At 62.0% G+C, this 12302-nt stretch carries 10 protein-coding genes; 7 read left to right on the plus strand and 3 right to left on the minus strand.

Annotated elements, in window-relative coordinates:
* The first annotated feature begins 2 nt into the window (after positions 1-2).
* On the plus strand, positions 3-1190 hold the full coding sequence (locus AC1RO0_RS25645; protein WP_498595398.1) for a vWA domain-containing protein: 1188 nt from the start codon (positions 3-5) through the stop codon (positions 1188-1190).
* Positions 1191-1252: 62 nt separating this feature from the next.
* Here AC1RO0_RS25645 and AC1RO0_RS25650 read toward each other — a convergent pair whose 3' ends face one another.
* A complete protein-coding gene (locus AC1RO0_RS25650; protein WP_498595399.1) occupies positions 1253-1810 on the minus strand; it encodes a DUF308 domain-containing protein in 558 nt (185 codons plus the stop codon).
* Positions 1811-1950: 140 nt separating this feature from the next.
* Here AC1RO0_RS25650 and AC1RO0_RS25655 point away from each other — a divergent pair, with 140 nt between their 5' ends.
* The 6 genes from AC1RO0_RS25655 to AC1RO0_RS25680 all read left to right on the plus strand — a co-directional run bounded on the left by AC1RO0_RS25655 (position 1951) and on the right by AC1RO0_RS25680 (position 7644).
* Positions 1951-2538: a TetR/AcrR family transcriptional regulator gene (locus tag AC1RO0_RS25655; protein ID WP_498595400.1), complete on the plus strand. Its 588-nt coding sequence runs from the start codon at positions 1951-1953 to the stop codon at positions 2536-2538.
* A 248-nt stretch (positions 2539-2786) separates the two neighbouring features.
* Positions 2787-3812: an aldose epimerase family protein gene (locus tag AC1RO0_RS25660; protein ID WP_498595401.1), complete on the plus strand. Its 1026-nt coding sequence runs from the start codon at positions 2787-2789 to the stop codon at positions 3810-3812.
* Between the two features lie 122 nt (positions 3813-3934).
* On the plus strand, positions 3935-4708 hold the full coding sequence (locus AC1RO0_RS25665) for a GntR family transcriptional regulator (protein ID WP_498595402.1): 774 nt from the start codon (positions 3935-3937) through the stop codon (positions 4706-4708).
* Positions 4705-5736: an SIS domain-containing protein gene (locus tag AC1RO0_RS25670; protein ID WP_498595403.1), complete on the plus strand. Its 1032-nt coding sequence runs from the start codon at positions 4705-4707 to the stop codon at positions 5734-5736. Before AC1RO0_RS25665 ends, AC1RO0_RS25670 begins: the two co-directional genes overlap by 4 nt.
* Entirely contained in the window at positions 5736-6893 is a 1158-nt protein-coding gene (gene nagA / locus AC1RO0_RS25675) for an N-acetylglucosamine-6-phosphate deacetylase (RefSeq protein ID WP_498595404.1), read from the plus strand. Before AC1RO0_RS25670 ends, nagA begins: the two co-directional genes overlap by 1 nt.
* Before the next feature lie 22 nt (positions 6894-6915).
* Complete coding sequence (locus tag AC1RO0_RS25680) at positions 6916-7644, plus strand: SIS domain-containing protein (RefSeq protein ID WP_498595405.1); 729 nt, start codon at positions 6916-6918, stop codon at positions 7642-7644.
* A 6-nt stretch (positions 7645-7650) separates the two neighbouring features.
* On the opposite strand, the gene AC1RO0_RS25685 is transcribed toward AC1RO0_RS25680, so the two are convergent.
* The gene (locus AC1RO0_RS25685; protein WP_498595406.1) at positions 7651-10830 is read right to left on the minus strand and encodes an efflux RND transporter permease subunit; all 3180 of its coding nucleotides are present in this window, start codon (positions 10828-10830) and stop codon (positions 7651-7653) included.
* Entirely contained in the window at positions 10827-12008 is a 1182-nt protein-coding gene (locus AC1RO0_RS25690) for an efflux RND transporter periplasmic adaptor subunit (protein ID WP_498595407.1), read from the minus strand. The genes AC1RO0_RS25685 and AC1RO0_RS25690 overlap by 4 nt, the downstream gene beginning before the upstream one ends.
* Positions 12009-12302 lie beyond the last annotated feature (294 nt).

A 12302-nucleotide genomic window follows, 5' to 3' on the forward strand; every position in this document is an offset into this window, starting at 1 on the left:
CCTTGTTCATTCCCTTCTTCCTGAAGCTGAAGGAAGCGAAGGTTCCGGTGACCCTCCGGGAATTCCTGTCACTTCTGGAGGGAATGGAAGAGGGGATCGCCGACTACGACGTCGAGGCCTTCTACTATCTGGCCCGAACGACGCTGATCAAGGACGAGCGCTTCATTGACCGTTTCGACCAGGTCTTCGCCGATTATTTCCGCGGCGTCGAGGCGATTGGCGGCGGCCCGCAGACGATCGGGGCGGCCACCATTCCCGAGGAATGGCTGCGCAAGCTCACTGAGAAACATCTGACGGAAGAGGAAAAGAAGCTGGTCGAGGCGCTCGGCGGCTTCGAGAAACTGATGGAGACGCTGCGCCAGCGCCTCGACGAACAGAAGGGCCGGCATCAGGGCGGCTCGAAATGGATCGGTACCGCGGGCACCTCCCCTTTCGGCGCGCATGGCTACAATCCCGAGGGCGTCCGCATCGGCCAGGAGACCTCCAATCACCGCAAGGCGGTGAAGGTCTGGGACCGGCGCGAGTTTCAGAACCTCGACGACGGCGTCGAGCTCGGCACCCGCAACATCAAGCTGGCGCTGAAGCGGCTGCGCCGCTGGGTGCGCGAAGGTGCCGCCGACGAGCTCGATCTCTCCGGCACGATCCGCTCTACCGCCGAACACGGCTATCTCGATGTCCAGACACGGCCGGAGCGGCGCAACGCGGTCAAGCTTTTGATGTTCTTCGATATCGGCGGCTCGATGGACGATCATATTCGCGTGGTCGAGGAACTCTTCTCCGCCGCCCGCGCCGAATTCCGGCACATGGAATATTTCTACTTCCACAATTGCCTCTATGAAGGCGTCTGGAAGGACAATCGCCGCCGGCGCGTCGACATCACCGCGACATCAGACCTGATCCGCACCTTCGGCTCCGATTACCGCATCGTCTTCGTCGGCGACGCCTCCATGAGCCCCTACGAGATAGTCCGACCGGGCGGCTCGGTCGAACACTGGAATAAGGAAGCCGGCGAGGTCTGGCTCAATCGCATCACCGGCCATTTCCGCAAATGTGTCTGGCTCAACCCCGTGCCCGAGGACTATTGGAGCCACACCACCTCGATCTCCATCGTCCGCCGCCTGTTTGCCGACCGGATGTATCCGCTGACCCTCGGCGGGCTGGAGAGGGCGACAAGGGAATTGTCGCGGTGATCGATATTTCCTGGATTGGTGACGATCAGGCACAGAGCTTGATCGGCGCGAATGGGCAGGGCCTATGCGTCTGCACTGCGATAGGCCGCGACGACAAGCCAGATTGCCGACAGCAGGAAGTAGAATGCGCCGAACCCGACATAAGGGGTGATATCCAGAATCGTCGGCGCTGCGGTGCCAAGGGATCGGCTGATCATGAAACCACCGGCAAGCGCCGACTGGGCACCACTCAGGATCATCACCCATTGCGCGCCATAGTGACGCCAACGCTTTACCGCCGTGGATAGTTGCAGGAGGCCTGAGAGGATTGCCCAAACCCCGAACACGGCCAGAACGGCATAGGTGCTGTTGCTGACCGCCACGATCACGGCGAGTGCGGTTATCGTGCTGACCACGACATTCAATGCCTGGGACGAATTGGCTTTCAGGCCGCCATTGACCCGGGCATCGACGAGATTGGCCAGAGCATCCCATGCCGGGTAGATCACAAGCAGAAAGGCGGTGAGATGAGATTGCCCGCTGATGAGAATGGCGGCAGCAATCCAGGCGATAGAGAATGCGGCACGTGCGAAATAATAGGATCGCAGCCAGCCGGGCTGGGTCGAAGATTGGCTTTGCATTGGTAGACTCCATGTTGCAATCTACCTACTAGTAGGCAGGCAAAACTTCGGTGTCAACCCGACCTTCGAACACGTGTCTGTGAGAAGCGGAAGCACCGCAACGATCTTGACAAAGTACCTACCAGAAGGTAGGCAGCGATATGAAATCAATGACTTCGACTTCGGGAAAAATTCTCGACACCGCGCAGTCTCTCATCGTCGCGGGAGGCTATAACGGCTTCAGCTATGCCGACATCTCGGCTGCAATCGGCATCAGGAAGGCGAGTATTCATCATCATTTTCCGACGAAGGCCGAGCTGGTTACCGTGCTGGTGGATCGCTACCGGCAGCAGGCGGAAGCGGGTTTGAATTCTCTTCAAGAGCAGTTCTCAAGCCCGGCTGAGCAACTGCGGGCCTACCTGAATTTCTGGCAGACGTGCATTCGCGATGCCTCACAGTCCTTCTGCATCTGTGCCATGCTCGCTGGCGAGATGCAGATGCTGCCGGAAGAGGTCGCGTCCCGCGTTCGCGCCCATTTCCATAGCCTCGCGAGATGGCTTACGTCGGTGCTTACGGCTGGAGCGGAGCAGGGCCTGTTCCGGTTGGACAAGCAGCCGGAAGAAGAGGCCCAAATGCTGATGGCATCGGTTCATGGGGCAATGCTCTCTGCGAGGGCTTTCAGCGATCCCGAACTGTTCACCACAATCGTCACTCCCCAGATTGCCAGACTGTTGGCACCGGCTCGCTGAGGAACTGTCAAGTCAAGGTATTCAACGGATGACTGCATAAATCCAAACAGGAACCAATGCACTCGCCTGTCGTACACCTTGCATATTTCCAGCGCAGTCTGGCAACTCCGAAGCCAATGAGAGAAAGCCGGGTCGAGGCTTGATAGGCGTTTCATCGCGCCTAAATTTCGCATTCGAACTGGTTGCGGATCGGTGTAAATGGGGGCAGGGTCTGGCCTCGAATTTCTGACAGGAATGGATGAGCTGATATGACGGAAAACAGTTTGCAACGGGAAGTTTTCGGAACGGCGCCGAGCGGCGAAACGGTCTATCGCGTCAAGATCGTCGGCGGCGGGCTGACGGCGCATATCATCAGCTGGGGTGCCGTCATTCAGGATCTGCGGCTCGACGGTCACGGCCCGGCGCTGCTGCTCGGCTTCGACAATTTCGCCGACTATCCGGCCCACTCCTCCTATTTCGGCGCCACGCCCGGCCGCTGCGCCAACCGTATCGGCGCCGGCCGCTTCACGCTGGACGACAAGGACTACCAGCTCGAGCTCAACGAGAAGGGCGTCACGCACCTGCACGGCGGCAAGGACAATATCGCCAAGCGCAACTGGACGATCGTCGAGCACGCCGTCGACCGCGTCGTGCTGAAGATCGTCGATCCCGATGGCCGCGCCGGCTATCCCGGCAATTGCACGATCCAGGCGACCTATTGGGTGCACGGCAACGGCGAATTCTCGATCACCTATGAATCGACCAGCGACCAGCCGACGCTCGCCAATGTCTGCCAGCACGCCTATTTCAATCTCGATGGCCGCGACGACGCGCTTGGCCACGACATCATGATCGCCGCCGATCACTATACACCGACGGACGAGAAGCAGGTGCCGACCGGCGAAGTGCGCTCCGTCGAAGGCACTGTCTTCGACTTCCGCGAAATGGCGTCGATGAAGCGTTTCGACGGCGCCGAACAGGCGCTCTACGATCATAATTTCTGCCTGTCGCCAGAGCGCACCGCCAAGCGCTCGGTCGTGCTGGCGCGCAGCGTCAATTCCGGCGTCTCGCTGGAAGTACGCACCACCGAGCCCGGCGTGCAGTTCTATGCCGGCTTCAAGCTCGACGTTCCCGTCCCCGGCCATGACGGCCAGAAGATCGGCCCCTTCGCCGGCTTCTGCCTCGAAACCCAGGTCTGGCCCGACGCCATCAACCACGAGGGCTTCCCGAATGCCGTCCTTCGCCCCGGCGAAGTGCTGCGGCAGGAAACCGACTATATCTTTACGAAGAGCTGAGCTGACAGCACTCCATCCCCTTGGCATCGGCCGGACGCACCTCGCGCCCGGCCGATTCATTTTTAGCCGGCCCGTCAGAATCATCTTGCGGACTGGTTCTAAATAGGTTCTATATAATCCCCATGGATAGAACCAGTTTAATCGCTGAGTTGAACAGCCGTGGCCTGCGCGACGAAGCGGGGACCGGGCCGCTGTACAAGCGGTTGGCGCAGGCGCTGGCCGGCCTCATTCAGGAAGGCTTATTGAAAGCGGGATCGGCGCTGCCGGGCGAGCGCGATCTTGCCGAAGCCCTTCAAGTCGGTCGCGTCACGGTCCGCACTGCCTATCGCGACCTGCTCGCCTCCGGCGCGATCGAATCCCGCCATGGCAGTGGCACCTTCGTGTCGCAGCATGTCGAGCGCATCGAGCAATCGCTCTGGCGCCTCTCCTCCTTCTCCGCCGATATGCGCTCGCGCGGCCGAGAGCCGGCGGCACGGATCCTGTCGCGCATCGTCAGCGCGCCTGCCCCGGAGGAATCCTTCCTGCTCGGCCTTCGCCTCGACGAGCCCGTGTTGCGGCTCGACCGGCTACGCCTCGCGGACGGCCAGCCTCTTGCCATCGAGCGCGCCGTCGTTCCGATCAAATTTCTGGGCGAGGATGCGGTTTCCGAAGGTTCGCTCTATGATGCGCTGGCGGCGAACGGCTTCAAGCCGGTCCGCGCGCTACAGCGGCTGACGGCGGTGACGCTCGATCCGTCCTCCGCGTCGATCCTGAATGTCAAATCCGGCGCCCCCGCGCTTTTGATCGAACGTATTTCGCGGCTGGAAGACCAGCGCGTCGTTGAATACACCCGCTCGCACTATCGTGGCGATGCCTATGATTTCGTTGCTGAATTGAGAATCGGAGAAGACCTATGAGCGAGACCCAATCCCTGATGCTGACCGAGGCCGGCCAGTCGCCGGACGTGGTCGCGACCCTGCTTGAGAAGGAAAAGCCCGTCTTTGCCGAAATCGCAAAGCTCTTCTCCTCGGCCCGCCCATCCTTGATCACCACGGCGGCGCGCGGCTCCTCAGACCATGCCGCCACCTTCTTCAAATATCTTTTCGAAATCTCCTGCGGCGTGCCCGTCGCCTCGATCGGCCCGTCGATCGCCTCGGTCTATGGCACGCCCCTGCACCTGAAGGGCGGCATCCACTTCACCGTGTCGCAATCCGGTGGCAGCCCCGACATCATCGCGTTGCAGGCCGCCGCGAAGCTCGGCGGCGCCACGACCATCGCCATCGTCAACGTCACCGATAGCCCGCTCGCCAAGGAAGCCGATATCGTACTCGACCTCAATGCCGGCCCGGAAAACAGCGTCGCCGCCACCAAATCCTTCATCGCCGCCGTCGCGGCACTGACGGGCGTCACGGCAGCGATCTCGGGCGACCAGGCGCTCGCCGCCGGTCTCGCTCGGCTGCCGGAAGCGCTGGCCGCGACACAGGGGATCGACGGCAAGGCAGCCGAGGACGTACTCTTCAACGCCACCTCGCTCTACACCGGCGGCCGCGGCCCGGCCTTCGCCATCGCGCTGGAAGCGGCGTTGAAGGCCAAGGAAACCGCCGGCCTGCATGCCGAAGCCTTCTCGCTTGCCGAGCTGATGCATGGGCCGATGCGGCTGGTGCAACCGGGCTTCCCGATCGTCGCCTTCTCGCCCGACGACGCGGCCTTCGCCAACAATGCCCAGGCGCTGGAGCGCCTGCAGAAGCTCGGCGCCACCGCCGTCTCCTTCTCCACAGCACCCCTCCCCGGCATCAACCTGCGCATGCCCACTACCGGCAACGGCCTGCTCGATCCGCTGGTGTCGCTGCTCTGCTACTATCGCCTCATCGAAGCGGTAACGCGGCGCAAGGGTTTCGACCCGGATAAGCCGGCCAATCTTCTCAAGGTGACGGAGACCATGTGATGGACTATCAGGTCTTTACTGGCGCGCGCATCTTCGACGGCGACCGGTTTCATGAGGATAGTGCGCTGGTGACCGGCAATGGCCGGGTGCAGGCAATCACCGCCGCCAATGATGTGCCCGACAATGCCGAGGTGGTCCGACTTGCCGGCGGCGTGCTGTCCCCCGGCTTCATCGACGCGCAAGTGAACGGCGGCGGCGGCCGCATGCTGAACGACGATCCCTCGCCTGAATCCATGTACATGATCGCCGAGGGGCATCGCCCCTATGGCACCACGGCGCTGCTGCCGACGCTGATCACCGATGTCGCGGCCGCCACCACGGCGGCCATCGAAGCGGCGATCGAAGCCGTCAAGGCCAATCGCGGCGTCGCCGGCCTGCATCTCGAAGGCCCGCATCTGGCGCCGGCCCGCAAGGGCGCTCATCTGGCAGAACTGATGCGCCCGGTCGAGGATAGCGACGTCAAGACCTTCATCCGCGCCCGCGAGGCGATCGGCATGCTGCTGATCACCATGGCCGCGGAACAGGTGACCGAACGCCAGGTGCAGGCGCTGAGCGAAGGCGGCGTCATCGTCAGCATCGGCCATAGCGATTGCACGGCGGATGCGGCGGATGCCCGTTTCGACGCCGGCGCACGCGGCGTCACCCATCTCTTCAACGCCATGAGCCAGATGGGCCACCGCGCGCCCGGCCTCGTGGGCGCCGCCATCGATCACCCCGCCCCCTGGTGCGGCATCATCGCCGACGGCCATCATGTCGATCCGCGCGCGTTGCGAATTGCCTTGCGTGCAAAACACGGCGAAGGCCGGCTGTTCTTCGTTACCGACGCCATGTCGCTGGTCGGTACAGCCCTCGATAGCTTCACGCTAAACGGCCGCACCGTCTATCGCGTCAGGGGCGGCTACTGCTCAAAGCTGACTTTGGACGACGGCACGCTCGCCGGCTCCGATGTCGATATGGCCTCGACCATCCGCTACGGCGTCAACATCCTCGAATTGCCGCTGGCGGAGGCTCTGCGGATGGCGACCTCCTATCCCGCCCGCTTCCTGCGGCTTGCCGATCGCGGCTATCTGACGCCCGGCGCCCGCGCCGATCTCGTCCATATCACCGACAGCATCGAAGTCACCAAGACCTGGATCTCGGGCCAGCCATCGGCGTGAAACCCCAAATGAGGAACTCGGCATGACCGCAGTCACGGACAGCTATTTCTCCGCCTTGATCGGCCGGCTGGAAACCCTGCGCGAGGCGCTTGCCGAGCCGATGGCGAAAGCGGCCAGAGTCATCAGCACGGCAGCACGCTCCGACCGCCGCGTCTATGTCTTTGGCACCGGCCATTCGCATATGCTGGCGGAAGAAGTGCATTATCGCGCCGGCGGCCTCGCCTTCACCATCCCCGTGCTGGTCGGTTCCGCCATGCTGCACGAAGGCGCCGTCATCAGTTCGGTCTATGAGCGCACCGAAGGCCTGATCCGGCCGATTTTTGAGCGCTATGGCATGCAGCCCGGCGATGTGCTGATCATCGCCTCCAATTCCGGCGTCAATGCCGCTCCGGTCGAGGCGGCCGATTATGGCCGTGAGCTCGGCACGACGGTCATCGCCATCACCTCTCTCGCCTATTCCGCCGCCATCGCCAACGGCCGCCGCCGGCTCGCCGATATCGCCGACATCGTGCTCGACAACGGCCTGCCGCCGGGCGACGCGATCATCGATCTGCCGGGGAGCGAGTTGAAGGTCGGGCCGGCATCGACCGCGATCGGCGCCTCCCTGCTCAACGCCATTTTCGCCGAAGTTGCCGCCGAACTCTCCAAGGACGGCGACCCACCGGTCTATCTCAGCGCCAACATGCCGGGCGCCAAGGAAACCAACCAGCGGCTGGTGAAGAAATACCGACCGCGCAATCCGCATCTCTGACCGGCATCAGTGCACGGCAGCATCCGGCACCACGGTCTTCGCCACTGGCGCCTCTGGCTGCCTGCGCCCTCTGCGCAGCACGACGTAGAAGACCGGGGTCAGGAACAGGCCGAACAGCGTCACTCCGAGCATGCCGGAGAAGACCGCCGTGCCGAGCGACTGGCGCATTTCGGCGCCGGGGCCAGTGGCAATCATCAGCGGCACGACGCCGAAGATGAAGGCGAAGGCGGTCATCAGGATCGGCCGCAGGCGCAGATGGCTGGCCTCGATCGCCGCCTCGACGGCACTCTTGCCCTCCAATTGCGCCTGACGCGCAAATTCCACGATCAGGATCGCGTTCTTGGCCGCGAGACCGATCAGCACGATCAGGCCGATCTGCGTCAGAATATTGTTGTCCATGCCTCTGAGATGCACCCCGATCAACGCGGCCAGCACCGCCAGCGGTACGATCAGGATGATGGCGAGCGGCAGGGTCCAGCTTTCATACTGTGCGGCAAGCGCCAGGAACACGAAGATGACCGACAGGGCGAAGATATAGACCGCCGTATTGCCGGTATTCCTTTCCTGATAGGCAAGCTCCGTCCATTCGAAGGTCGTTCCGGTCGGCAAGAGGTTCTTTGCCAGCCCTTCCATCGTATCGAGCGCGCTGCCCGTCGATACGCCCGGCCCGGGATTGCCCTGGAGGGGAACCGAGACATACATGTTGTAACGCTGCACCAGCGTCGGCCCGGTCGTATCGCGGATATCGACGAGGGTGCCGAGCGGCACCAGCGCGCCGGTAGCGGAGCGAACCTTCAGTGCCAGAATATCCTCGCGGTCCATGCGATATTGCTGATCGGCCTGCGCCCGTACCTGGTAGACGCGGCCGAAAGCGTTGAAGTCGTTGACATAGGATGTGCCGAGGTTGATCGACAACGTTTCGAAGATATTCGGGATCGGCACATTCAGCGCCCGCGCCTTGTCGCGGTCGACCGCCAGGAAATATTGCGGGCTATTGGCCGAGAAGGTGGTGAAGACGCCGCTGACGCCCTTATTTTGCGCCGCCGCGCCCATCATCTGGTAGGCAAGCGGCAGGATGCGGCGCATGTCAGGATTTTCCCGGTCCATGATCTGCATTTTGAAGCCGCCGGAATTGCCGACGCCGCGGATGGAAGGCGGCGGAATGGCGATGATGAAGGCCTCCTGAATGCCCTGCAGATTGCCGAAGAGCTGGCCGATGATCTTGCTGGCCGTCTCTCCACTCTTCAAGCGCTCCTCGAAGGGTTTGAACGGTGTGAAGATGACGCCCGAATTCGAGGCGTTGGTGAAGGTCGCGCCGTTGAAGCCGGCAAAGGCGACGGCATTCTCGATGCCAGGCGTCTTGTTGATGATCGCGGTTGCCTTCTCGATGACCGCGTTGGTGCGCGCCAGCGATGCGCCATCAGGCAATTGCACGACAACGATGGCATAGCCCTGGTCCATGGTGGGCACGAAGCCCTGCGGCACGATCCTGCCCATGTACCACGTCGCGCCGAGCAGCCCGACAAAGACGAGAAGGGCGCAGCCAAGCGCGACCCAGGTGGTGACGAGATGGCGGATGACCCAGGAATAGCCCCGGCTCATCGCCTCGAAGCCCCGGTTGAAGCCGTCGCCGAGAGCGCGGCCGAAGCGCGAGAAAATATTATTGGATTTCTTGTGGTCGTGCGGACGCAGCACGATCGCGGCGATCGCCGGCGACAGCGTCAATGAATTCAGGCAGGAAATCGCCGTCGCAATCGAGATGGTCACCGCGAATTGCCGGTAGAACTGCCCCGTTATACCCGGAATGAAGGCCGTCGGCAGGAAGACGGCGATCAGCACCAGCGAAATCGCCAGAACCGCGGTGCCGACCTCGTTCATCGTCACATGCGACGCCTCCTTCGGCGTCATTCCGAGCGCCAGATTGCGCTCGACATTCTCGACCACCACGATCGCATCGTCGACGACGATGCCGATGGCAAGCACCAGGCCGAACAGCGTCAGCATGTTGAGCGAGAAGCCGAAAGCGAGCAGGAAGGCAAATGTGCCGATCAGCGACACAGGAATGGCGACGATCGGAATGATCGCCGTCCGCCAGGATTGCAGGAAGACCAGCACGACGATGGCGACCAGCACGGCGGCTTCGAAGATCGTCTTGTAGACCTCGTTGATCGATTCCGCGATGAATTCGGTCGGATTGTAGATGATGCGATATTCGAGCCCCTGCGGAAAATCCTGCGCCAGGCTCTTCATCGTCTTTTCGATATCGGCGGCGGCATCGAGCGCATTGGTACCGGGTCGAGCAAAGACGCCGAGCGCAACGGCAGGACTGCCATTCAGATAGCTGTTGGTGACGTAATCCTGCGCACCAAGCTCAATACGCGCCACGTCCTGCAGCTGCACGAGCCGGCCGCTATCCGTCGCCTTGACGATGACGTAGCGGAATTGCCGCGCATCGGAAAAGCGCCCCTGGGTCGTCACCGTATATTGAAAGGCGTTGGTGCCCGAAACCGGCGGCCCGCCGATCGAACCGCCAGACACCTGCACGTTCTGGTCCCGCAAAGCCTGGACGATGTCGCCGGCGGTCATGCCGTAGGAAGCAAGCTTTTCCGGGTCGAGCCAGATGCGCAGCGAATATTGCCGCTCGCCGAAGAGCTGCACGTCGCCGACGCCGTCGAGACGCACAAGAAGGTCGCGGATGCGCGAGCGGGCATAGTTGGAAATATAGAGCTGGTCATAGCGGTTGCTTGGCGACAGCAGATGCACGACCATCATCAGGTCGGGCGAGCTCTTGACCGTGGTGATGCCGATGCGGCGGACTTCTTCCGGCAGGCGCGGCTCGGCGATGGCGACGCGGTTCTGAACGAGAACCTGCGCCTTGTCGAGATCGGTGCCGAGCTTGAAGGTGATCGTCAGCGACATCGAGCCGTCGGCGCTGGAATAGGAGGACATGTAGAGCATGTCCTCGACGCCGTTGACCTCCTGCTCGATCGGCGTCGCCACCGTATCGGCGATGGTCTGGGAATCGGCGCCCGGATAGGATGTTCGAATGACGATGGTCGGCGGCGCAACCTCGGGATACTGCGCGACCGGAAGCTGGAAATAGGCGATGCCGCCGACGATCAGCAACACGATGGACAGGACCGACGCGAAAATCGGCCGGTCTACGAAGAAATGGGAAAACCTCATTGGTCCGTCCCCTGGTCCGCCTGGGCTGGCGCGTCAGGATTCGATGCCTCCTGAGGCAGCTCGATCAATTGCGGCGCGACCTTGACGCCGGGCCGGATGCGCATCAGTCCGTTGACGACGATGGTTTCGTCGCCGGTCATGCCTTCGCGGATAACGCGATAGCCATAAAGTTTCGGCCCGAGCCGGACGGCCTTCGGCGTGACGCTGCCATCCGTGCCGACGGTATAAACGACACGCTGGTTCTGGTCGGAACCGATGGCTTCGTCTGGAACGAGAATCGCCTTGTAGCTGTTGGAGCCCTCGACCTGAATGCGGCCGAAAAGGCCAGGCTGCAGCACGAAATTCGGATTGGGGAAGCGAGCACGCACGCGTATCGTGCCGGTTTGATTGTCCACTCGGTTTTCCGCGAAATCGAGCTTGCCCTTGAATGCCTTCTGGCCGGCATCGGCAATCGTCACTGTGACATTGAGACCGCCGCCACCCTGCTGCAGCGCGCTGCCATGCTTGCGCGCCTCGTCGGCATAGGACAGCAACCGGCGTTCATCGACATCGAAATAGAAATCGATCGGGTCGAGCGAGACGATGGTCGTCAATACCGTCTGGTCGGCCTGAACAAGATTGCCGACCGAAATCAGCCGCCGGTCGATACGGCCGCTGAGTGGCGCAGTGATCTTCGTGAAATCCATGTCGAGATTGGCGCGGTCGACGGAGGCCTGCGCGCCACGGACATTCGCTTGCGCAGAGATAAGATCACGACGGCGGTCATCCAGTGTCGAGGCCGATTGGCTGCCTGTTGTCGACAGCGATTGCGCGCGCTTGAACTGCGCATCGGCGAGCGTCAGGGACGAATTCGCCACTTCCAGCGAAGCCGTCGCCTCATTGAGCGTCGTGATGAACGGCCGCTGGTCGATGACGAAGAGCAGGTCGCCCTGCTTGACCATGGTGCCGTCCTCGAAATGCACCTCCTGGAGATAGCCACCGACGCGCGAACGGACGGAAACCTCGTCGACCGCCTGGAAGCGCCCGATGAATTCGTCGCTGTCGATGACATCGCGGACAACGGGCTTGGCGACCGTGACCGGTGCCGCGGGCGGCGCGCTCTGCGCCAGCACCTGAGACCCCGTAAGAATAGCAATTGTGAAGCTGAATATAGCGATACGCGCCAGCGTCTTCGGCATGAAGGCCCCCCTAGAACAACAAGCCACCCACGGCCGGAAGCCGCGTCAAGCGTTCGTCATGTCTGCCTGCAATCTTCCGCGAAGGACCTGTCGCCACCGACGGCGAAATCCAATCAAGTCCTTCGGACTCCCCACTGCATCGCAGGTCATGTCGACCTGCGTATCACCCAACCCGAAGGCTGGTATTTCAGCATAATGTATAAACGGTTTATTGAATTCGACAACAGAGATTAGCGTGTTGTGGCCACGCGCAACCATTTGTTTTTTCTAATATAGAAAGAACACCCAAGGCTG

This window comes from Rhizobium sp. GW821-FHT14E12, assembly GCF_058803745.1.

Excerpts from the sequence above, each read along its gene's own strand:
- AC1RO0_RS25650 (WP_498595399.1), bottom strand. The coding sequence starts at position 1,810 with ATGCAAAGCCAATCTTCGACCCAGCCCGGCTGGCTGCGATCCTATTAT.
- AC1RO0_RS25655 (WP_498595400.1), top strand. The coding sequence starts at position 1,951 with ATGAAATCAATGACTTCGACTTCGGGAAAAATTCTCGACACCGCGCAG.
- AC1RO0_RS25660 (WP_498595401.1), top strand. The coding sequence starts at position 2,787 with ATGACGGAAAACAGTTTGCAACGGGAAGTTTTCGGAACGGCGCCGAGC.
- AC1RO0_RS25665 (WP_498595402.1), top strand. The coding sequence starts at position 3,935 with ATGGATAGAACCAGTTTAATCGCTGAGTTGAACAGCCGTGGCCTGCGC.
- AC1RO0_RS25670 (WP_498595403.1), top strand. The coding sequence starts at position 4,705 with ATGAGCGAGACCCAATCCCTGATGCTGACCGAGGCCGGCCAGTCGCCG.
- nagA (WP_498595404.1), top strand. The coding sequence starts at position 5,736 with ATGGACTATCAGGTCTTTACTGGCGCGCGCATCTTCGACGGCGACCGG.
- AC1RO0_RS25680 (WP_498595405.1), top strand. The coding sequence starts at position 6,916 with ATGACCGCAGTCACGGACAGCTATTTCTCCGCCTTGATCGGCCGGCTG.
- AC1RO0_RS25685 (WP_498595406.1), bottom strand. The coding sequence starts at position 10,830 with ATGAGGTTTTCCCATTTCTTCGTAGACCGGCCGATTTTCGCGTCGGTC.
- AC1RO0_RS25690 (WP_498595407.1), bottom strand. The coding sequence starts at position 12,008 with ATGCCGAAGACGCTGGCGCGTATCGCTATATTCAGCTTCACAATTGCT.